We start from the raw sequence: 22,299 nt of genomic DNA, 5'->3' as shown, positions 1-22,299 counted from the left end.
GCATCGACCAGTCGCGAATAGACCAGATGGCCATGGCCTGGCAATGATGGGTAATCAACGGAAATGTTGTGCATACAAGCTGCCCCAGTTGCCAAGCTGAGCTGGAAATGCCTGACTGAAAGGCTGGGGGACGCCCCCATCACTGATGGTCTCAAAGTAATCATCGAGAATCTTGCGGGCTGCCGGTGGCCCATGGAGCATGAAGTGCACAACAGACCATGCATCTCGATAATCCCCCCCATCAAACTCGGAGAGATTTCTCTTCTTTTCCAGAGCGGCCAGATCAGGACGACCACCAAATCGGCGAATCCATTTGATCGATGAATGGTGTGGATTCTGCGACTTACGCTCCGCTTGCCTGACTTCAAAATACTCGGCAAATCCCTCATCCAGCCAGAGTGGCACGAATGGCAGGCAATTGTGCAAAATCGCGTGGGTCGCCTCATGCCTCACATCGATATCCATATTTCGATGACGATAGGCATAGATGCGCCCGGCGTCTTTTCCTTGCACATACAGTGCCTGCCGATTGACGGCATTGGGTACGCGGACCGAAACGTGATTCACGTACGACCCGCGACTGGCAAAAAGATAGATTTCGATCGGCTGATTATTGGCCTTGAGCCTTAACGTCGCTTCGATCTCTCCCTGGAGTGCAGCCAATTCATCCACGAGCCCCTGCACATCTTTTAAGGCAAATTCGGCGAAAATGGAGAGATTCCCGGCTTCATGACGAGATTTCCAATCATCGCCGCGCAGCACCATGGGAAATAAGCCTGCCAGCCAGCAGACCAGGCAGGTATAGCAGGCGAGCCTGTGAGGCCGAATCATCCCTGACCCCGCTCTTGAATCCATCAAACCAACTGACGCTACATACCCACTCTTCATGGAGCCACGATCGTCGGCGAGTTTGCAGAATTCGTCAACAGCAGCCTGCTGAGGCTGCGTTTCAGGATGTTTTCTGATGAAAAACTCAGTTTCCAGCGGCAGGCATCACGACCTCTCGTAACCCCGACTGTGGGTCAGAAGAGGGGGGCAAATGCCATGCAGTCCACCAGGCGCAGCCCACCATCATGGCCACCAGAATCACAAAGAAACCTCCCAGCAGTTGGCCGACAAGCCGACCTGCGGCCTGGTCCTCTTGTGCCAATTGAGCCACTTCCTGTGCAGAAAATTGGACAACACTCTGGGCAATTGATGGATGTTCCGACATTCTTCCCGCCTCAACCCTGCAGAGATTTCGCAAATAACAATTGATGTGAATAACTCATCATCAAATCGTTCCGACAGGGAGTCTACCTTGTGACCAGTACCAATCTCATCGACTGAGACACTCATCCCGCGAACGTCAATCGAATTCAAATTTACCAAGGAAAGAACTTCATTGTAACAAATCGGCAGTCTGAATCTCGAATTTCAACAAGTTGCTTCCCGCTTTGAAATTGAGTTTGGTCCAGCTTTGTATTGCTGCCGGTTTTTCAGTACCTTCCGGAGAATTGCTTTTCAAAAACCAGCAGAGTTTTACTTGAAGACTCAAAATCTCGCGAGGGCCTCATGGGGCCATTGGAATCAGGACGATTGGCAACGCGAAATTTTCAAAGTTCCGGAGATTGGATTGATCGGGTTGTGTTTGCAATTCGCTTCCTCCCCTCTGTGGCTGGAATTGCGTTTCATCCCAACATCCTGGCCATTGCGCTCGTTGCAAGCCTGATCTTGCAAGGTTTCTCACTCAACCTGTCCGTTCCTTGGCAACAAAAGACCCCGGGATCGTTGTCCCTGGAGAGTCGGCAACAGCGACCCCTGATTCCTGCGCCCAATTTTCGAGGAGGCTTTCCTGAGCCTGCAGTATTCCGAGAGGATGTTACGAAACTTCAAAACAATGGCAATTCGCCGGTTACGTCGCATTTCCTGGCCATAAACCTCTTCGAAATCGCATTCCCTCCCCTGGCCTATCCACTCTTGTGGCCCAATTCCTCCTCATGGTTGGCGTGGGTGGAAGTCTTTTTGAACTGGGGGATCTCCGGTTTCACAGGACTGATGATTGCCAGATCGACCTCTCGAAAGCTGGCACTACGTGACGTCGGATTCATCCCGCTCTTACAGGAAGCGGCCCGGGGCTGGTGGACGCTCTTTGCGGCGATCAGCCTGCTCTTGCTGACGTACTTCGCCTGCCAACTGGGACTATCAGTCCTGGCTGTCATGACCAGAATTCCAGTGGCGGGAGCCACGATTTCTGCTCTGGAATCGCCTTTAACTATTGCTGTCAGCCTGATTGCCGGTGGTGTCCTGCTCCTCGTCGCTTATGCCTGGCCAATTCTGGCAACATGCTGGGCTACTGATGATTGTGACGGATTTGGAGCAATCAGCCGCTCTGTCAGTTATCTGACAACGGGTTTTTTCCCGGCAGTACTCATTGGCCTGCTCGCTGTCATCATGGCCTGGACCGTGATGTTTTGCGTCCAGTTGTTAATCGCCAGCGCAATGACTGCAGGCATGGCCTGGGCAACACCCGTAACACCGAATTCCGTCTCGACCACCTGGGAGCAGACGTTGTCATTCGGATTGCTGATTGTCAATCACGCGATCTTTCTCGCTGTGTTCTGGACAATATTAACTGGATGGACGCTTTCCGTCCGTCAGTTTGTCGACGCCATGCCTGCAGACAGCCCGGAGGTCTTTGACCGTGGGCTGAAGCCACGAGAAACTTACCCCGTTGTTGGCCTGGCCGCTGTGGCGCCCCAGTTAGCTTCAGGCGATCTACCGATGGAACAAAAGCCTTTGTCTACAGACGAAAACGCTTAATTCATCGGCCTTTTCAGGATTCGATATGTCTTCGATGACCATTGAGAACATGGATCTTTCACACCATGGGATTACTGTCAAAACGGTGATCCGAAATGCCAGTCCATCTCGCTTGTACGAAGAGGCCATACGCTTTGACCCGGGAACATCCATCAGCAGCACTGGCGCGCTGATGGCTTACTCCGGAGATAAAACCGGTCGGTCTCCGCAAGACAAGCGAATTGTCAAGCACCCGCAATCGGAAGCCGATGTCTGGTGGGGCCCGGTCAATTTTGCTCTGGAAGAGCGGGCCTACCTGATCAATCGAGAGCGAGCCATCGATTATCTGAACACCCAGTCGAGGCTTTATGTTGTCGATGCTTATGCGGGCTGGGATCCCCGGCAACGACTGAAAATTCGCGTCATCTGTTCGCGGCCCTACCATGCCTTATTCATGCACACCATGCTCATTCGGCCGACTGACGAAGAGCTGGAGACCTTTGGGACGCCCGATTTCGTGATCTACAACTCCGGGCGATTCCCTGCCAATCGCTTCACCACCGGCATGACCAGTCGGACAAGCGTTGACCTGAGCCTCGAACGGGGCGAAATCGTCATTCTCGGTACGGAATACGCCGGTGAGATGAAAAAAGGCGTTTTCACAGTCATGAACTATCTGCTCCCCCGGCGGGGAGTGCTTTCGATGCATTGCTCAGCCACTGAAGACAAAAAGACAGGGAGTTCCTCTGTCCTGTTCGGTCTCTCTGGCACGGGAAAAACAACTCTCTCCGCAGACCCCAAGCGTCTGCTGATTGGCGATGATGAACATGGCTGGGGCGACAAGGGGATTTTCAATATCGAGGGTGGGTGCTACGCGAAAGCGATCTACCTTTCGAAAGAGAGTGAACCCGAAATCTTCCAGGCCTTACGCTTTGGAGCAGTGCTCGAAAACGTCGTTTACGACGATGCGCACCGGCACGTCGATTTCGACAATGCCAGCATTACTCAGAACACCCGCGGTGCCTACCCTCTCGAATACATTGAAGGGGCCAAGATTCCCGCGATGAGTGGGCATCCCGAGCACGTCATCTTCCTGACCTGTGACGCCTTTGGTGTCATGCCTCCTGTCAGCAAGCTGACCACAGAAGAGGCGATGTACCATTTTATCAGCGGCTACACGGCCAAGGTGGCTGGGACTGAAATGGGTGTCAAAGAACCCCAGGCGACATTCTCGCCTTGCTTTGGCGGGCCTTTCCTCGTCTGGAAGCCTGCTCGTTATGCAGAACTTCTGGCTGATAAAATCCGCAAGCATTCCGTGAAAGTCTGGCTCGTCAACACAGGATGGGCCGGTGGAGGCTATGGCGTCGGTAAAAGAATCAAGCTGGCATACACTCGAAAAATCATTGATTCGATTCATGATGGCAGATTGAACAATGCCCCCACTGCTGCAGATCCATTCTTTGGGATCCAGGCTGTCACGCACATTGAAGGACTGCCTGACGAACTGCTGACACCCCGGCGGGTCTGGAACGATGAGGCGGCCTACGAAACCGCCGCCAGGAAGCTCAAGCAACTGTTCGATGAAAACTACCAGGCGATTTCCGAGGGAAGAGTTTCCTCATCCATGGAAGGTTGATGCACAAAAAAATCTCCGGGAGCAATTGCTCCCGGAGATTTTTTTGTTTTGGCCAGTCAGCACTTCGAGCATACTTCTAAACCGCAGGCTCATCGTCGACAGGACGTCTACGCGGCCTGACTCTGGTTTGATACACACTCATCGAGATCGACGAGTTCACCAATGTTTCCTCGCACAGGGACAGATTCAAACTTTCCGTCCTGTGCTTCAATAGTCATGGGGACTGGAGTAATCGGCCCGAGCATTGTCGAAATGACTTTGCCACTGATTTCCGCATAGGGCTGAAGCTGGAATTTGAATCGCGACAAGAGCATGGGCATGACGGTTTTCAGAATCAACATGCCGAGTGCGGCTCCGATACACATGCGGGGGCCGGCACCAAAAGGAAGATAGGCATAAGGACTCGGGCTGATCGTCTTCCATCGCTCGGGCTGAAAAGCGTAGGGATCAACATACAGATCACTTCGATGATGAGTCATGAACTGACTGAAAATGACTGTCTCACCCGTGCAGAGATCCAGATTCCCGAGCTTCTGCTGGCACGTCGAGAACCTCTGAGAATAGGCCGAAGCGGGCAGGCACCGCATGCTTTCCTTAATCACCCGCTCTGTCAGGTCGAGCCGATCAAGTGCTGCCCCGAGTGGAGCGGCACCTTCTAACGTTTCCAGTTCGTGATGAAGGTCTGTCATGACCCGAGGATGTTGCGAAAGCAGAAAAATCGTCCAGGCAAAGGTGTGGGCGGTCGTTAAATGGGAAGCGGCAAACAACAAGGCGGTATGGCCAATCAACTGCTCATCGGTGATGGAGCCTTCGCCGTCATGAGCCGCCAGTAACATCGAGAGTGCATCATGGCTGGAGGTCTTTTTATGGCGACGGAGATCGATCATCGCCGCAATTTCAGCATCCAATTCGGCAGCAAAACCGAGGAGTTCATTGTAGCGCTCGGCTGTTTCCGGGCTGGAAATCATCGCTCCAATCCCGGCTTCGTGATTCATACGAACCCATTGATCCGTCATACGACCAATCCGGTATGCCATTTCCGGATTGTCGACACCAAACAGAATCGACGAAGTCACACGCAGCATGAACTCCGTCATTTCGTGATTGATATCAACCGTTTGACCGGGTTCCCATTTTGAAAGCAGTTCTTCTGTCAGATTGACAATCGTCGAGGCATAAAGCGGTACTGCCCGTTTACTGAAAGCGTCCATTACCAGGCGGCGATTCCGACGATGCTCTTCGCCATTCATGCTCAACAAACCGCTCGAAAGTCGGCGCTGTGGAGAGTTGCGGCCACCTCGCAAAGCAAAGAATCGGGAATGGAAGTTGACGGGATCACTCAAGACCTGGTGATTCCCCTCGGCACAAAAGACAAAACTCAGCTTCTGCCCATCGCCATGCAAAGTCGCATAATCGCCCTGCTCTCGGAACAACCTCTGCATGCAGGCAATTGGATCGGCAGGGAACTCCATGAGTGTTCCGGAGGCCAGACCATCCTTGAGAGAATTGGCATGGGTCGGCACGAAATCCCCAACAACAGACCATTGTGAACGAACGTCAACCATGACGTAAATCTTCCCTGAATGACTGTTCAAGAATCTGTTTCCAAGAAACGAACTCACGCCTTGACTTCGTGCAGTGTTTCTAAGAGCCACAATTCTCACGGCAATGTCTTACTGACTTATGCTGCATCCTTACAAAGACAACTCTTCGCCACCAGCCCAGATTCGCACTGGAATCAGTTTTTTGAAACTTTGTTGCCTGCCGCGAATTTACATCTCCCATTCCTGAGTTTAGTTTGGCGTCCATGACACCATTTTTTGGTACGCTCCAAATGGTCGATGGTCATGGAGACTCCCTATTTCTCCGAAGGCGCGCTCAAGCCCAACTGAACATTTTTGTTAACGACGGCTCGAAATCCGTCCATACAGAATCGAAGGTGATTTCTTGACGTCTCCCGCAGAGTCCGTGAATGCTGCCAAACCGGAACACCACTCAGAAAGCGGATCCCATTGGCGGATTCTGATTGGGTTATTGGTCGGGATTGTGGCAGGGTTGCTGCTCTACTACGCAACACTGGTTCTGGTTCCCGCTGCCGATCGAGCCGCCCCTAACCTGTTTCAATCGAGAGTGCTCTTCTGGAGCCAGGCGGCTGTCTATTGGGCCGAAGGTTTCGGGAAACTCTTTCTCCGCCTGATGTTCATGATTGTGCTCCCGCTGGTTTTCTCGGCCCTGACTCTCGCCGTTGTGGAAATTGGCGATCTGAAAAAGCTGGGCAGTATGGGGCTGAGAACACTCGGATTTACTGCCATTCTTTCGGTCTCAGCAGTGCTGATTGGCCTGACTCTGGTCAACACATTCCAACCAGGCAAAGCCATCAGCGAAGAGCAGAGAATCGCACTCTCTGAAAAGTATTCGACTGACGCTGAGAAGCGAGTGAAACAATCCCAGCAGACCAAGCCCATCCGAGACGTCCTGATTGATCTGTTTCCGGAAAATCCGCTTCAGGAAATGGTAGGAGCTGTGGATGGTTCGTCCAAAGGGGACGGCATGCTGGCCGTCATGGTGTTTGCACTCGTTTGTGGCATGGCCTTTACGACCAATCCCCAACAGGCAGCAGGCTTTATCGGCTGGCTCGAAGGGCTTCAACTGGTCAGTTCGGTCGTCATCAATTTTGCCATGAAGCTGGCTCCCGTCGGTGCAGGATGCCTCGTCTTTGCGATCACCTCGACCTTAGGTTTCGATATTCTCCGAGTGCTGGCCAGCTTTGTGCTGACAGCGATCGCTGGTCTGGCTCTGCATCTTTTTGTGACGTATTCGATTGTGCTGATTGTCTTTGCCCGGATGTCACCGATGACATTTTTCCGAGGCTCAGCAGAAGCTTTATTGACAGCTTTCGGAACCTCTTCTTCCAGCGCCACTCTACCAACGGCCATGCGAGTCGCGACCGATGATCTGGGTTTTCCTCCGCGAGTGTCGAACTTCGTGCTGACCGTGGGGGCCACAGGAAACCAGAATGGAACCGCACTTTTTGAAGGGGTCGTCGTCTTGTTTCTGGCCCAGGTGATGGGTGTGGAACTCAGCCTGGCACAGCAGATTCAAGTCGTCTTGATGTCGGTCCTTGCAGGAATTGGCACTGCGGGTGTTCCCGGCGGTTCGCTCCCTTTAATCGTGGTGGTCATGCAATCGGTCGGCATCCCGGGCTCAGCGATTGGCATTATCATGGGCGTCGATCGAATTCTCGATATGTCCCGCACGACAGTGAACGTCGCTGGCGATCTGGTGATCGCCGCCTGCGTGACAGAATCCGAACGAAAAATCGAGGCTCGGAATCTGCTCGCTTCTCAACGGCCAGAAAATCCAGCGGCAAGCGTTGCCACAACAAAGCCTGAAGACGAAGCGAGCCCCTCTTGATCCTGCAAGCTGGGCAGCCAGACGATCAAAAGCTAGACTCTACGGAAGTCTACACACAATATGACGACTCGAACTGGCTGTGAGTGGATCGAGTTGTTCATCGAGTGATCGACATCTGCGAGAGGCGAATTGGATGCTGGTGAATCTGGATTGGCTCAAAGACTACGTGAATATCAGCCTTTCACCTGAAGAACTCGGGGATCGCCTGACACATGCCGGGCTTAACCTCGAGTTTGTTGAGCAGCGTGATTCTCAGACGGTGATCGATCTGGAAGTCACCAGCAATCGGCCCGATTGCCTGGGACACCTCGGTGTGGCTCGCGAAATTGCGGCCATTACGAAGCAAGGGATGTGCCAGCCCGAAATCAAGCTGCAGGAATGTGCTGATCAAGCCGCCGACCATATTCAAGTCTCAATCGAGGACAAACAGTTTTGCCCCGTCTACGTCGCCCGAGTGATTCGTGGCGTCAAAGTCGGGCCCAGTCCCGCATGGCTGGTTGATCGTTTGAAAAGTCTCGGGATCGCCACCATCAACAACGTGGTCGATGCCACGAACTATGTGATGTTCGAGTGTGCCCAGCCATTGCATGCCTTCGATTTCCAGAAACTGGCTGGTTCACAAGTGACAGTCCGCAAGGCTCGCGATGGTGAAACGATGAAAGCCATTGATCAGCGCGAGTACCGGCTGACTTCCACAATGGGTGTGATTGCCGACCAGCGAGGCCCCGTCGCTGTGGCAGGAGTCATGGGTGGCTTTGAGAGCGAAATATCTGACGAAACGACCACAATTCTGCTGGAATCCGCCAGTTTCAACTCTTTGAGTGTGCGAAACACCTCTCGTTCTCTCGAACTCTTCAGTCCTTCGTCCTATCGATTCGAAAGAGCACTTGATCAGCACGGGGTTGCCTGGGCCAATGCGCGCTGTGCCTCGCTGATCCAGAAACTGGCTGGTGGCGAAGTTCTTTCTGGAGAGGTCATTGCGGGTGAACTTGCTCCTGCATTTGGAAAGCCGATTGAGCTGAGATTCTCCCGTATTCCAGAAATTTTAGGGATCGAAGTTCCATCCACGGAAGTTTCGCAAATTCTGCAGCGACTGGGTTGCCAGATCAGTTCCACTACGCCCCAGACAATCACTGTGCTGGCGCCGTCGTTCCGCCGGGATCTGGTTCGAGAAATCGATCTGATTGAAGAAGTCGCCCGGATTCACGGTTACGAAAACATCCCCGAAAATGTGCCTGTTCCTCTATGCTCCAGCCGGAAGACAACAGCCGATCGAGTGGCAGAGAAGGTTCGTCAGTCATTGGTGGGGTCTGGTTTTTTCGAAGCCATGACGGTGGCCTTTACCAGCGAATCTCAGCAGAACTGGTTTGCTCCCCGGAGTGTGACCACATCGTTAATGGTCGATCACTCGCGGCGGCGCAATGAGAATTTATTGCGGCAAAGTCTCGTCCCCTCGCTCCTCAACGTCCGGCGGGAGAACATCCGCCGTGGAAATCATGACGCGAATCTCTTCGAAATTGCCCGTGTCTATCTGGGAAGCGAAATCACCGCGGATTGTGCTCAGCAACCCGCGGTTTTAGGCTGTGTCAGTGGTCTGTCATTTCTGGATCTCAAGGGGATTCTGGCAGCAGTCGCGATGGCCTGCCGATCAGATATTCGCCTGGAGACGACCGAATCATCATTGCCGGCATTTGCTCCCTATCGGGGTGCTGAATTGTGGCTGAATGGAAAGCAATGGGGCTGGTGCGGAGAACTGCACCCGGAAATTGTCCAGCAGGCAGGGATGAAAGATCAGGTGACTGTTGCAGAAGTCGATATGGCACTTTTGGAGGCCCTGTTTCAGGCCGCTCCGCAGTTCCGTCCGATCCCACAATATCAGTCCATGATTCGTGATCTGAATTTCTCGCTGGCCGAAGAAGTTCAATGGATTGATCTTGAAAAGACCATCCAGCTTGCGGCCGGGCCACTGTTGGAAGCTGTCCGCTTCAGTGGTCAATACCGTGGTAAACAACTGGGCGAAGGACAAAAGTCCTACCTGGCAACACTGGTTTATCGCTCTTACGAACGGACATTGACCAGCGAAGAGGTCGATGAAATCCAGAAGAACGTGATGAATTCCTGCCTGGAGCACCACGGGGCCGTCGTTCGCTCTTAGACAGAATTCTCGCCCGACCAGAGACCATGATTTCCCAGTGAAATCGTGGTCTTTTCCATCGATCTAAAAAGCGTTCGATTGTGGTGCTGCCGGTTTACCACCAGCACGTGGCTTTTCACCAGTCAGGGCCATCGTTTCCAGCATGAGGGGTATGCCTTTGCCGAGGAAGATATTGGCATCCGAATCCGCAGGTGTCGCCACAATCACAGCCACTTGAACGTCCTGCTGCTGAATCAGGTACACATCAAACAGGTACTGAACACCATCAATTGGCTGGCTGGGCCGGAGGTTGATAACCGTGAAGTTTTTCTCAGGCTGATAGCCCTGCACCTTCGGATATTTTTCCTGAAGGGCACGTCTTTGATCTTCTGGAATCGATAATGACTGCCAGAATCGATCCAGAAAACTCTGCGAGAATTCAGGAGCCTTTGCAATCTGGTTGGCCTGTGAAAACATCGAGTAATTGCTGATCACATAAATGTAGGCTTTGCGCTCAGCAGCAGCCCCATTCACGGTGGCATTCACTTTTGTCTGCCAGGCACCGATCAATCCTGGAAACTCAAAGTTCATGTAATCCGGTTGTCGATGATCTATCACGACGGGTGCAGGTTTGCCCTCTTCGGCCTTAGGGACTTGTGGTTTCGGCATGAGTTGAAACTGCTTGGGAACCCTGAGCTCAATGCCGGAATCGCGCCAGAGAGGCCCGAGGTTCTGATCGAGAATTTCCAGGTAACGGAAATACTTGGCGGTTTCTTCCACTCGATTTTCATAAGCGGCCGCACCACAGCCCGAAATGGTGAGCAATAAAGCTCCCAGGGATCCCAGAAGCCAGAAATGGCAACGGCTGTTTGAGACAGACTGATCCGACAAATTCATGCTCGTTCCCACGATCTGAACCATACTAAAAGAAGTCATTTTGGGTGATCCGTCCGTTTCGGAAGATCACACAGGGTGACCGTCGCTCTGCGATTCCACTCTGACAAGCAGAAATGCCTGAAGACGGCAAAGCATCGTATGCGAAAGCCAGCGCTCGATGGTAATGAAATTCATCAGGGAAAGGGAGCTGAGCGATGCAGCGAGGCTGATTAAGCCGATCGAAGAACGTGCATGCTCTCGCATGAGCGACAAGACACGATGGTGCCCGGCCAATCCACACAATCATCCCGCGTGGGATAAAGAGCTGGCGATGTTATTCCCAGTTATCGATCAGATCTCGAAGCAGCGTTTCTCGATTCTGGTCTTCAGCAGCCGGCTTTGCAGAAGCGGCAACAGCACCCGATTGATCGCCCGATCGAGTCGCTGCTCCCACCTCTGAATGAGCAGTGACCAGAGCCGAGGCCCCGCTGGTGACCTCAGGTCGTGAAGCCTGAGATTCAGACATTCGGGCTGTGACACCGAAGGCCTCGCGATGATTGGGAGGGGGAACTGTTCGCGTATTGACCGCTGTCTGCGTCACCACTGGAGCAACTGCTGAGAGCGGCGAAACGGGAGTATTTGCAGCATGAGAGACCGGTGTGATTGGCCTTTGAGTTGCAAAGCCTGTGGCCGGTGAGGCTGTTGTCGCGCGGGAAACACCGAGAGCAGCCGCAGCCTGAGCTTCAACTCTCTGCATGACCATTTTTCGCCGCGGGTCGAGCCTGGCCAGCTTATTGAAAAGATCTTCTTTTGAAAAACTGGTTTTAACGATGTAATCCTGAGCTCCGGCCTGTATGGCGGCCATCACTGTGTCGCGCGTACTATCCGAAGTCAGCATGACCAGTGAGACATGGGACAGGCTGGGGTGCCCTTTGAAATGCTTAAGCGTTTTGATTCCATCCCAACCGGGCATCTGCACATCGATCAGGACGATATCAGGTGGATGTTCGGCCGCCTTGTAGAAACCTTCGGCCCCATCAGCCGCCACAGCCACGAAATACTCTTTACGCAGTAAAGTCGTAATCAGACTGCGAAACAGCGGATCGTCATCGATCACCAGAACGCGCGGGCGGTCGTTCGATGGGAGCTCATTCATCGAAAACAATACACCCAAAAAATGATGGAATGAGGAAGTTCAACTCAATTCGAATGGCTATCAGTCAGGCGTATCACCCATGACGACAGACACTCTGCACGACAGGATCAGGAAGTGCTTGTGTAATCCTACAACACGAACGGCCAGCGTCCGGCCTTGAGTTGACTTTTTTCTACAATTCCCGGGATGTCTCCGCGGTGCAACATCGCCAGTTGACGATCTGTATCGATTCTGCTGGCCAGTCTGGTGGTCCCCAGTATAGCTGACTTAAAAAAAATTCAGGTTCAAAACAAATCACTTATAAGTGGAATTGAGCCTCAATCGCACAATGGCTGAGCGAGCGTGCAGACAACAATCGACGACAACGTCTTTTCCCTCATCACTTTCCGGGGAACCGAATGGTTCCATCCCAATCTTTGGGAGGTTGACGATTATTCATCGCGATCTGATGAATCAGAAAATCCTGTGCCCGGTCACTGCTGGGCATGGAATGCAGGCACCGGTACGCCTCCTCCCAATCCCCTTCGATAAACTTTTCGACGCCGAGTTCGTAAGTCTGAATCTGGCTGTCAGAAAGGAGTGGATAATCCTTTTCTCCAGGTAACAGCTCATGGACGTCCACAGGTCGATCCATGCCATAGGGCAACACACGAGCCAGCTTGCGCAGCCGCCCGATTTCCGGAGGTAATCGTTGTCTGATCAGTTGTGCTGTCGCATCGTCGAGCAAAATCGGAACTCTGAGCTGTTTCGTCAGCCCTTCGAGCCGGCTGGCCAGATTGACCACGGGCCCGAAAACAGTCACCTTCACCTGTTCGAGTGTCCCGATTTTTCCTGCCACCGCCCGCCCATGAGCCAGGCCAATTCCCATGGCAAAGTCTGAGAGCGGGTGGTCTTTTCGGCCCCGTTTGCTGTCAAATTCGCAGCGAATGGCCAGTGCGGCCCGGCAGGCATTCACAGCCAGATCGGTCGAAGGAAATGGCCATCCCCAAAATCCCAAGGTGGCATCTCCCTGAAAATCACCCGTCACTCCGCCATGCGAGAGAATCTGCTGTGTCATCACTCCCAGTGCACGACTGACACGATCAAGTAACCCGAGAAGATCATCACTGGCACCTTCCGCCTTTTGTGAAAAGCCTCTTAGATCACAGAACATCACCGTGACATCACATTCGCACGGTTCAAGGAGCGCGGTATCAAGATCATCGCCCAAGGCTGCCAGAATCGGAGGAGCGAAAAACTGTCTCAGTCCAGATCGCTGTCGCTCCCAACGCCTCGATTTCAGAACGGCACCAATGATCTGTGAGACAAGTTCTGTGAACTTGACGTCGGCATCGAGATGAGTGCGATCCAGATCGAATGCCGTTTCATTGACTGGGAGATTTCGCTGGCCTGCCAGATAAAACCCGGTCTTCTGCAGTGAGAGCCCTTCGACCGGAGTACAACTTGCCCAATCGAAATCCACAGTAAAAGTATGATCCAATTGAGTCGTCTGCTGGGGATCCCACACCTGGAGCACACTATGGGGCTGGTTCGAAGCCAGGGCCTCCTGCACCAGACGACGGCTGGGTCGAAACTCACCGGCCGTTTCACGACGACGATCCCAGTGCAACAAACGCACCGTATCATCTCTCGTCAACTCAACAATCCCTGCGGCTTCGGCATTGACAATCCCTCGCAGCAGCAGTTTGCACAGCCTGACAAAAAGTTCGGCTTCTGTCCGTGCACCGGCAATCACTTCAGGCAAATGCGTCAACACTTCAATTCGATTTTCCGCGTCCGGGTAACGTACTTTCTTCAGTGCCTGTGAACTGAAGTTGACTTGCGAGACAGCCGGTTCTGCGGCTGAGGGTGTGAACCCTTGAACCGCGTCGTTCTCGTGCAGTGCAACAACCTGCAGGATCGTACTGCCTACGACAACAGATTGACCGATCTCAACCCGGCAGACATCGATCTCCTTACCTTGAAAAAAAACCGGATTGGTGGCTTCCGTAAGCCGACTGACAACGAGATGATCACTCTGTAACTGGAGTGTGGCCTGCTTCCGAGAAACGTAAGGATCATGTGGGATGGATATGTCACATTCCGGAGCCCGCCCAACAGTCAGCGGCCTGTTCGCCAGCAAAGGAAATCGCCCCCACAGGTGACCTTCAGCATTCGTTGCGATGACTTCGTACATCCCTGCCCTCAAAATTCAACCCAACCTCAACTTGCCAACCTCGCGTGCACCAACTCCATCAACCTCAGACAACAATTCGTAGAAAGACCGCGATGAGTTTCCATTGGAATTGACGTCATCCAGAGACAGGCCCGGATGATTTCGAATCCTTTGAACTTTCAGCGGTTAACGAGTTCGATGAATGGAAGCTCAGTCCAGGCAATCCGAACTTTGATAATCGGCGGCGTTTGGCAGGTCTTTCAGATAGCGCCATGATGAGCGTCAACCAGGTGGTCACGACAATTCCGAAAACGAGCACCACTCCCCAGTACGCCAGTTGAAACAGTCGGGTACGCATTTCCTCAACAGGAGCATTCACATCGGTTTTTCGTTCCTGAACTATGGCGATCCAGTTCGTACTGGCGACAGGACTGAAAGCTGCCAGCCAGTCACCGCCATACTGCTCAGGATCAAACTGAGAAACAGGATCGACATAATGCTGTGTGCGATCAAACTGAGCTGCTTCAATCGAGCCGGGATTCAGCTTGAGTAATGATTGAAGCCGATTTCTCGCATCAGGATCGAGCGAGAGCGATAAGAACTGCTGGAGTGTCAGTTTCGAAAGATGCTCGTCATCCATCCACGGGTGAGCCAGCAATTTCCATTCACGATGATCGACGAGGGCAATCACTCGACTGACACCATTGGCGTACTGATCCCGCAAGAGATCATCGTATTCGACAAGTAACTCTCCCAGATAAATCGAGCGGGCCAATACGCCTATCACTTGATCGGGTTTGTCATAATCGAAGATCGGTACTGAGAGTGCGACCTTGTACCGGCCCGTCGTTGCACTGGTGTAGACCATCGAAAGATGGGGTTTCGAGATTGGCTGAAGATCATCCGGTAGTTGCCCGGGAGAAAACTCTTCGCCCAGACCGTGAAAGTAATCTCGATGAGCGAAGTTTTCGTCGAGGCTGATTTCACTGGCAGGTTCCCTCCAGATCTGAACTCCTGTGGTATTCTGCAGAAACCAGCTATCGTCCAACTGGCGACCTTCCGCCCGATGACGATCATCAACTTCCATTTTCAGCGATGTCATCAATTCATTGAGTTCCCCTCTTTCTGCCGGGGGCCTGTCGGCCAGTAACGCCACGGTTCTCTGGACCCGTGGATACTGGGCAATTCTCAGCAGTTCATCAAAACGATCCAGGATCTCCCGTTCGATGGAACGAGAAAGCAGATTGGCGGAAACCACATCACTTTCGAGGGCGCGATCAGTCAGTCGAACCCGGGCGGTGGTGACAGAGACCCGAATGGCTTCAACGGCCAAAGGAGCCATACATAGTAAGAGAATGACTGGCAGCAAAATTCCCAGCAGAAACAAAGGTCGTCGAGAGCGATGCGTCTCGCGGATCTGGAGTTGATCAAGAAACGCCTGAGCATTCGGAAATCGACGTGCGGGATCGATGGCCAGAGATCGATCGATGATATCAGCCAATGGGCGATCAACACCGGAAACTGTCCGATGTCGATTGGGGGCCGGATGTTCCCTCACAAATTGCCGGTATGCTGCCAGCCGTCCCTCAAGTGACGTTTGTTGCTTGAGCAGGCTCTCAAATTCGTCCGATCGATAAGGGGGCTCACCAACCAGCATATGATAAAACATCGCCCCCAGGGCATAGACATCCCAGCGCGCATCGGGAATGGCCTTGAGGTCTGCCTGTTCGGGAGCCATGTAGAAGAGTGTTCCCAGGGCATGGCTTTGTTCTTCAACCAGTCGCGATTGTCCAAAATCGCAAAGTCTTGGTTCGAGATCCTGATCGAGCAGAATATTGGCGGGCTTGAGATCGCAATGCAGAATTCCACTGCCGTGAGCATGCACGAGCCCCCTGGCAATCTGCTTCGCCATGTGAACGGCTTCTGTCGGCCGGAGTGGCCCCTCTTCGAGCAACATGGCCAATGAACCGTTTGGCAAATACTCCATCACATAGTAAGGCGGATCATAATCCCACCCGACTTCCAGTAATCCGACAATCTGCCGGGATGTGTAGAGAACCGCCAGCTTTTCGACTTCTCGCGAGAGGAGTGCCCAATCGATGTTTCGACGATTCGTGTAGAACTTGATGGCAACTTGCTTGCCTGTATTGGTCTCTCTGGCCAGCCAGACCGAGCCGAACTTCCCTTCTCCGAGCTTTTCGAGAATCCGAAAACCCGGTACTGCAGCAGGAGCGATCACCGCCTGAGCATCAATGAGTTGTTCGCTCAACCAGCAGCTTTTCTGAAGCAGTTCTGAATTCTGTACAAGAGTCTCACCCAACTCCTCCACGTTGACAGATCGTGAGGAAGTCTTGCTCAAGTGATTCTCGTCAGACGGTGAGTTCGTCGAATCTGATCGAGGCGCTGAAGTTCCTTCGGATTGATTCGACATGTGATTCCATCCACAAGACATCCTGGTGAGTGATCAGGTTGACCGAACACCAATGGAGTAATCAGGAAGTTGTTGGTTCCCACTTAAGACTCGTTCTTCAAGCACTGAGTTGAAGTCGACGTTTCTACCATCAGGATGAATGCCTGAAATCACGTCTTATCAGACTGACATTCCGGCTTTCTAAAAAAAAGCCTCAGTGATGGCTTTGGTCAACCTGCCTTAGCCATAAGGCTCTCATATTCTCTCCGCAGTCGATCGATGAAACATTCGCTTTTTGAACTGCTGAGTTAATTGTGACGAAAGTCCCGACATGGTATCCTTTAAGGTTCATTGATGCAGTGTAGTCACCTCTTCTGCAGGATTCCATAACTAAGGATCCTGTATAGAGTTACGATAACACCGAAAGCGCCGAACAGAGTTCGGCATCACTGTGCTCATTTCAGGAGTGTTTGCATTGTCAAACGGGGACGTGCCGTCGGCCAGTTTTACGCCGCAACCGGATCGAATTCTCCCGGTACCCATCGAGGGAGAAATGCGAACCAGCTATGTCACTTACGCGATGAGCGTGATCATTAGCCGGGCACTTCCTGATGCCCGTGATGGACTCAAGCCCTCTCAGCGCCGCATTCTGGTGGCCATGAACGACTTGAATCTGGGGCCAAACTCCGGGCGAGTCAAATGCGCAAAAATCTGTGGTGATACCAGCGGCAACTATCACCCCCACGGTGATGGCTCCATCTACCCGACACTGGTTCGTCTGGCACAGAACTGGAACATGCGGGAAACGCTGATTGATAAGCAGGGGAACTTTGGTTCGCTGGCTGGCCTGCCACCTGCCGCCATGCGATACACCGAAGCCAGGCTCTCGGCTGTGGCCTCCGAGATGCTGGACGACCTGAAGCGAGACACCGTGGACTACGTGCTGACATACGATCAGCGCAACCGCGAGCCAGTGGTCCTTCCTTCGAGATTTCCGAATCTGCTGGTGAACGGTTCCAGCGGTATTGCTGTGGGTATGGCCACGAGCATTCCACCCCATAATCTGGCCGAGGTTTCTCAGGCCGTCATTCGCCTGCTCGAAGACCCTGAGACCTCCATTGATGAACTGATGGAAGTCCTCCCCGGCCCGGATTTCCCCACAGGAGGGATCATCTGTGGCAGGTACGGCATTCGTCAGGGATATCTGACAGGTCGCAGCACACTGACACTCCGGGCAAAAACCCGCTTTCTTACAGAGAAAAATACCGACATTATTGAAGTGACCGAGATCCCTTATCTCGAAACCCGCGACCGTATTCGAGAGAAACTCGAACAGCTCGTGCGTGACGACAAAATCAAAGGGATCTCCCGCATTGTCGATCTGACAGACCGCACCACACCGGCTTGGCAGGTTTGTCTGCATATTGTGCTCAAGCGGGATGCTGACAAAGAGGTGATTCTCAATCAGCTCTTCCAGTATTCTCCACTGCAATCGACTTTCAGCGTGATTCTCCTGGCCTTGTCGGGAAATCGTCCCAAGACGATGAACATCAAGGAACTCATTGGAGAATTTATCCGGCATCGAATCACCGTCATTCGCCGTAAGACCGAGTTTCAACTGGCAGAAGCCCGCAAGCGTAAGCACACGATCGAAGGCTTACTCATCGCCCAGTTGAACATCGATGAAGTGATCCAGACGATTCGATCTTCTGGTTCGCGGGCTGAAGCGAAAGAGCGATTGCAAGCCATACTTGTTCCATCCGCCATGGTCGCCCGTGCTCTGGGCGATGCCGGTTTTATGGAATTTCAGTCTGAACAGGGAGTGCGTGAAACCTATTCACTCTCCGCAAACCAGACGGAAGCCATTGTTTCGATGCAGCTTGGATCGCTTGCCAATCTGGAGCAGGAGAAGCTGCGCGGCGAACACCAAAGGCTTATCGAAGACATTTTTGGCTATCTCCATCTGCTGAGTGATGAAGCTCATATTCGAGCTGTCATTCGTGAGGAAATGCAGAAACTTGGTGACAAGTACGGGAACGCCCGCAGGACTGAAATTTCTGAAGATGAACTCAGCGATGTCGATAAGGAAGATCTCATCCCGGAAGAGATGATGGTCGTCACATTGTCGCAGCGCGGCTATATCAAGCGCTTGCCCATTCATACCTACCAGGCGCAGAACCGTGGTGGACGCGGAATCATGGGCGCGAAAGCTGATGATGAAGATGCCATCCAGGATCTGTTCATTTCCAGCACTCATGACTGGCTGCTGTTCTTTACTGATAAAGGACGCGTCCTCTGGCAGAAAGTCTATGATCTGCCCCTGCAGAGCCGGACAAGTAAAGGCCGCGCACTGGTCAACCTGCTTTCACTTCAGGAAGGTGAGCAGGTCGCGACATGTGTTAACACGCGGACGTTTGAAGAAAATCGTTACCTCGTGATGGCCACCCGGGCGGGGATTGTCAAAAAGACCTCGCTGGATGCTTACAAGCGTCCCACCAAGGGGGGGATCATTGCGATCAACCTGAAAGATGGCGATGCACTGATCGAAGCCCGTATCGTCTCTGCTCAGGAAGATATTCTGCTATCCACAGCCAACGGGATGGCCATCCGGTTTTCTCAGGCGGATGCCCGGGCCATGGGTCGCAACACGAGTGGCGTTCGCGGTATCAAACTCCGAAAAGACGACGAAGTGATCGGGATGGTGGTCGCTGATCCGGCCATGACTCTCCTGACGATGTGTGAAAAAGGCTACGGAAAGAGAACTCCCTTCGGCTTTATCGAATCAGCTCCCGTCGTCGAAGACGCGATCCCCTCAGAAGATAGCGTTGTGGCCGATGACGAAATCGCGGAGGCCTTGCCTGAAGAGACCGATGCTGAAGAGGCCATTAGCGAAGAGGGAGGTGGCGACGAGGGCGAAGAATCAAGCTCTTCATCCCGGTCGTATCGACGTCAACGACGTGGCGGTCTGGGTGTCCGGGATATTCGAGTCATCCCACGCAATGGAAAAGTCGTTAAGATTCTCGCTGTCCGGGAAGGTGATCACGTGCTGATCGTGACCGCGGGTGGCAAAATTCAACGCGTGCGGGCAGCGGAAATCAGCGAAATCGGGCGCAACACTCAGGGAGTGCGAGTCATTAAGCTGACAGAAGGCGATCGCGTCGCATCGATGGCGCGGATTCCGGCCGATCTCTGCCAGGAAACCATCGAAGAGAAGCTGGATATCGAACCGAAAGCACAGGTCGACGACAGACCGGCCGATCAGGCCAACCCATCCGAAACATCGACTCCCGGAGATGAGCAAACAACTGATTCCAGCGAATAGTTTTCTGCGGTTTGGGCTGCGTTCTGCTTCCAGTTTCCAGTCACACAGGATAGTTGAAACCTCATGAAATCAACTTGGTCGCGGCGTCATGTGCTGGGGCTGGAAGATCTTTCCGCAGCCGAGATTACAACAATTCTCGACGAAGCGGCTCGTTTTAAAGAGATGGCCCGTCACGGAGAAGCACGGCATTCCCTGCTGAAGGGAGTGACCATCTGTAATCTCTTCTTCGAGCCATCCACTCGCACGAAAACGAGTTTTAACCTGGCAGCGCGTCGGCTGGGTGCCGATACTGTGGACTTTACGGCAGCAGCGAGCAGTCTCTCGAAGGGCGAAACCTTTATTGACACGGCTCGAAACATCGAAGCCATGGGTGTTGACCACATGGTGGTTCGCCACAGCACTTCAGGCACACCCTTTCTGTTGACCAAACATCTTGGCACAGGTGTGGTCAATGCTGGAGATGGCACACACGAGCACCCGACACAAGGTCTGCTGGATCTGTTCACGATTCGCGAACAGCGGGGCCGTATCGAAGGTTTAACGGTCGCACTGGTGGGAGACATTCTGCACAGTCGAGTGGCCCGATCGAACATCTGGGGGCTGAAAAAACTCGGTGCTAAAGTCATCGTTTGCGGCCCAGCCACCTTGATCCCAGCCGAAATCCGGAAACTGGGAGTCGAGGTGAGTTATCGGCTCGATGAGATCCTGGAACAGACTGACGTGATCAATCTGTTACGAATTCAATTTGAAAGACAGCGTGGCGCGTTTTTTCCTTCGATTTATGAATACGCCCAGTTCTATGGGATGACATCGGAGCGAATTGCCCGCGCAAAAAGCGATGTTCTCATCCTGGCTCCCGGCCCCATCAACCGTGGCGTCGAACTGACGCCTGATGTCGCCGATGGCCCGCACAGTGTGATTCTCGATCAGGTGACAAATGGCCTGTTTGTGCGTATGGCCACTTTGTATCTGATGCAACTCGCAAGAGAACAGGCCCTGACTTCTCCATAAAAATGCCGGGTGGCATCGAGAAATGAGCCACGCGGAAATGAATCACCCTGAATCGTGCGATCACTGAGTTTTGAGCCTGTTGGTAAGAGATCCCCGGAGTCATTCATGGCCACAATGCTGATTCAAGGGGGCCGCGTGATCGACCCCGCCAATCAACTTGATCAGTTGCTGAATCTTGTGATCGAAAATGGTGCGATTGCAGAGATCACAACAGGGAACCCCAGGACTGATGAAGTCATCATGGCTCAAGGGATGATTGTCTCGCCAGGACTGGTCGACCTGCATGTGGCCTTGAGAGATCCCGGTGGTGAAGAAGACGAGGGAACGGCATCAGGAACAAAAGCCGCCCTGGCTGGTGGTTTTACGACGATTGCGGCCCTTCCCGATACGAACCCGGTCGTTGATAACCGGGCCAGTGCTGAGTTTGTCATTCTCCAGGCCGAACGAGCGGGCTATTGCCGGGTGGTCCCCTTAGGTGCAATTACCCGTAATCATCAAGGAGAAGAACTCGCTGATCTGGGACAACTCGCAGCAGGCGGTGCTGGCGGCTTTACGGACGCCAATCGAGCTGTTCAAAGTGCCGAGATTATGCGGCGGGCTCTGGAATATGCCCGCATGTTGAATCGTCCGATCTTTGCTGTCCCCCAGGATGCCACGCTTTCGGCTGGTGGCCTGATGCATGAAGGTTATTTCTCCACGGTCCTTGGCTTACGTGGAATTCCTGCCGCTGCCGAAGAGATTATGGTGGGCCGGGATATCGCTTTAGCTGAACTGACTGGCGGACACGTCCATCTCATGAACATCTCGACACGAAACAGTGTCGAAGAACTCAAACGGGCGAAAGGGATGGGAATTCGAGTCACAGCCGATGTGACACCTCACCATCTGGCCATGACCGATGCTTCGCTGGTGAACTACGATACGAATCTGAAAGTTCTTCCTCCACTGCGCAGCCAGGAACATGTCGATGCGTTAATGGAAGGCTTGCGGGATGGAACCATCGATTCAATCAGCTCCGATCATCGACCGTTTGCTTCTGAAAAGAAGAGTCGCGAATTTGATCAGGTGCCATTTGGCGTCAGTTCAATCGAGACGGCACTGGCTGTGGTGGCCACGGTTCTAGTGGATGGGGGACTCCTTGACTGGCCAGATCTTTTACGACTGTTGACTGTGAATCCTGCAAAAATCCTCGGGATTGATGCGGGGACGCTCGATATCGGTCGGCCAGCAGACCTGGCACTGATTGACCCGGCAGCTCACTGGATTGTCGATACCAGACAATTCTATTCACGAGGTCATAACACTCCTTTTCAGGGAAAAACTCTCAGAAGTCGCGTCATGATGACAATCGTTGGTGGTGAAGTTCGATTCTCACGCCAATAATTCATCGGCAGGCTCTAAGTG

At 53.0% G+C, this 22,299-nt stretch carries 14 protein-coding genes; 7 read left to right on the top strand and 7 right to left on the bottom strand.

What is annotated here, in order from left to right:
- Positions 1-54: 54 nt before the first annotated feature.
- A complete protein-coding gene (locus tag A6X21_RS22040; protein WP_068852925.1) occupies positions 55-831 on the bottom strand; it encodes a DUF1570 domain-containing protein in 777 nt (258 codons plus the stop codon).
- 142 nt (positions 832-973) lie between these two features.
- Positions 974-1,213, bottom strand: a complete 240-nt coding sequence (locus A6X21_RS22035; RefSeq protein WP_068852923.1) for a hypothetical protein — start codon at positions 1,211-1,213, stop codon at positions 974-976.
- A gap of 779 nt (positions 1,214-1,992) precedes the next feature.
- Between A6X21_RS22035 and A6X21_RS24465 the strand changes: the two genes are divergently transcribed.
- Complete coding sequence (locus tag A6X21_RS24465; protein ID WP_131818496.1) at positions 1,993-2,802, top strand: hypothetical protein; 810 nt, start codon at positions 1,993-1,995, stop codon at positions 2,800-2,802.
- Between the two features lie 25 nt (positions 2,803-2,827).
- On the top strand, positions 2,828-4,417 hold the full coding sequence (gene pckA, locus A6X21_RS22025; protein ID WP_068852917.1) for a phosphoenolpyruvate carboxykinase (ATP): 1,590 nt from the start codon (positions 2,828-2,830) through the stop codon (positions 4,415-4,417).
- A gap of 107 nt (positions 4,418-4,524) precedes the next feature.
- On the opposite strand, the gene A6X21_RS22020 is transcribed toward pckA, so the two are convergent.
- Positions 4,525-5,982 (bottom strand): cytochrome P450, encoded by a 1,458-nt coding sequence (locus A6X21_RS22020; RefSeq protein WP_068852914.1) that lies wholly within the window; start codon positions 5,980-5,982, stop codon positions 4,525-4,527.
- Between the two features lie 382 nt (positions 5,983-6,364).
- Between A6X21_RS22020 and A6X21_RS22015 the strand changes: the two genes are divergently transcribed.
- Positions 6,365-7,831 (top strand): dicarboxylate/amino acid:cation symporter, encoded by a 1,467-nt coding sequence (locus A6X21_RS22015; protein ID WP_068852911.1) that lies wholly within the window; start codon positions 6,365-6,367, stop codon positions 7,829-7,831.
- A gap of 133 nt (positions 7,832-7,964) precedes the next feature.
- On the top strand, positions 7,965-9,986 hold the full coding sequence (pheT, locus tag A6X21_RS22010; RefSeq protein WP_068852908.1) for a phenylalanine--tRNA ligase subunit beta: 2,022 nt from the start codon (positions 7,965-7,967) through the stop codon (positions 9,984-9,986).
- 63 nt (positions 9,987-10,049) lie between these two features.
- Here the strand turns inward: pheT and A6X21_RS22005 are convergent, their stop codons facing one another.
- The 4 genes from A6X21_RS22005 to A6X21_RS21985 all read right to left on the bottom strand — a co-directional run bounded on the left by A6X21_RS22005 (position 10,050) and on the right by A6X21_RS21985 (position 16,583).
- The gene (locus A6X21_RS22005) at positions 10,050-10,862 is read right to left on the bottom strand and encodes a hypothetical protein (protein WP_131818495.1); all 813 of its coding nucleotides are present in this window, start codon (positions 10,860-10,862) and stop codon (positions 10,050-10,052) included.
- A gap of 313 nt (positions 10,863-11,175) precedes the next feature.
- Positions 11,176-11,997, bottom strand: a complete 822-nt coding sequence (locus tag A6X21_RS21995) for a response regulator (protein WP_131818494.1) — start codon at positions 11,995-11,997, stop codon at positions 11,176-11,178.
- Positions 11,998-12,376: 379 nt separating this feature from the next.
- Complete coding sequence (locus A6X21_RS21990) at positions 12,377-14,173, bottom strand: adenylate/guanylate cyclase domain-containing protein (protein WP_068852897.1); 1,797 nt, start codon at positions 14,171-14,173, stop codon at positions 12,377-12,379.
- 115 nt (positions 14,174-14,288) lie between these two features.
- Positions 14,289-16,583 (bottom strand): serine/threonine protein kinase, encoded by a 2,295-nt coding sequence (locus A6X21_RS21985; protein ID WP_068852894.1) that lies wholly within the window; start codon positions 16,581-16,583, stop codon positions 14,289-14,291.
- A gap of 454 nt (positions 16,584-17,037) precedes the next feature.
- On the opposite strand from A6X21_RS21985, the gene gyrA reads away from it, so the two are divergent.
- From gyrA to A6X21_RS21970, 3 genes are all read left to right on the top strand, one after another.
- Positions 17,038-19,884, top strand: a complete 2,847-nt coding sequence (gene gyrA, locus A6X21_RS21980) for a DNA gyrase subunit A (RefSeq protein WP_240490369.1) — start codon at positions 17,038-17,040, stop codon at positions 19,882-19,884.
- A gap of 63 nt (positions 19,885-19,947) precedes the next feature.
- Positions 19,948-20,895, top strand: coding sequence for an aspartate carbamoyltransferase catalytic subunit (locus tag A6X21_RS21975; RefSeq protein ID WP_068852891.1), 948 nt, complete (start codon positions 19,948-19,950; stop codon positions 20,893-20,895).
- 105 nt (positions 20,896-21,000) lie between these two features.
- Complete coding sequence (locus A6X21_RS21970) at positions 21,001-22,278, top strand: dihydroorotase (RefSeq protein WP_068852888.1); 1,278 nt, start codon at positions 21,001-21,003, stop codon at positions 22,276-22,278.
- The last annotated feature ends 21 nt before the right edge of the window (positions 22,279-22,299 follow it).

Source organism: Planctopirus hydrillae, assembly GCF_001707835.1.
Lineage (GTDB): Bacteria > Planctomycetota > Planctomycetia > Planctomycetales > Planctomycetaceae > Planctopirus > Planctopirus hydrillae.
The sequence above is the reverse complement of the archived record's forward strand: the minus strand, read 5'-3'. Positions and strand labels throughout refer to the sequence as shown.

What these genes read in the sequence shown, in the direction of transcription:
- A6X21_RS22040 (WP_068852925.1), bottom strand. Translation starts at nt 831, where the DNA reads ATGATTCGGCCTCACAGGCTCGCCTGCTATACCTGCCTGGTCTGCTGG.
- A6X21_RS22035 (WP_068852923.1), bottom strand. Translation starts at nt 1,213, where the DNA reads ATGTCGGAACATCCATCAATTGCCCAGAGTGTTGTCCAATTTTCTGCA.
- pckA (WP_068852917.1), top strand. Translation starts at nt 2,828, where the DNA reads ATGTCTTCGATGACCATTGAGAACATGGATCTTTCACACCATGGGATT.
- A6X21_RS22020 (WP_068852914.1), bottom strand. Translation starts at nt 5,982, where the DNA reads ATGGTTGACGTTCGTTCACAATGGTCTGTTGTTGGGGATTTCGTGCCG.
- pheT (WP_068852908.1), top strand. Translation starts at nt 7,965, where the DNA reads ATGCTGGTGAATCTGGATTGGCTCAAAGACTACGTGAATATCAGCCTT.
- A6X21_RS22005 (WP_131818495.1), bottom strand. Translation starts at nt 10,862, where the DNA reads ATGAATTTGTCGGATCAGTCTGTCTCAAACAGCCGTTGCCATTTCTGG.
- A6X21_RS21995 (WP_131818494.1), bottom strand. Translation starts at nt 11,997, where the DNA reads ATGAATGAGCTCCCATCGAACGACCGCCCGCGCGTTCTGGTGATCGAT.
- A6X21_RS21990 (WP_068852897.1), bottom strand. Translation starts at nt 14,173, where the DNA reads ATGTACGAAGTCATCGCAACGAATGCTGAAGGTCACCTGTGGGGGCGA.
- A6X21_RS21985 (WP_068852894.1), bottom strand. Translation starts at nt 16,583, where the DNA reads ATGTCGAATCAATCCGAAGGAACTTCAGCGCCTCGATCAGATTCGACG.
- A6X21_RS21975 (WP_068852891.1), top strand. Translation starts at nt 19,948, where the DNA reads ATGAAATCAACTTGGTCGCGGCGTCATGTGCTGGGGCTGGAAGATCTT.
- A6X21_RS21970 (WP_068852888.1), top strand. Translation starts at nt 21,001, where the DNA reads ATGGCCACAATGCTGATTCAAGGGGGCCGCGTGATCGACCCCGCCAAT.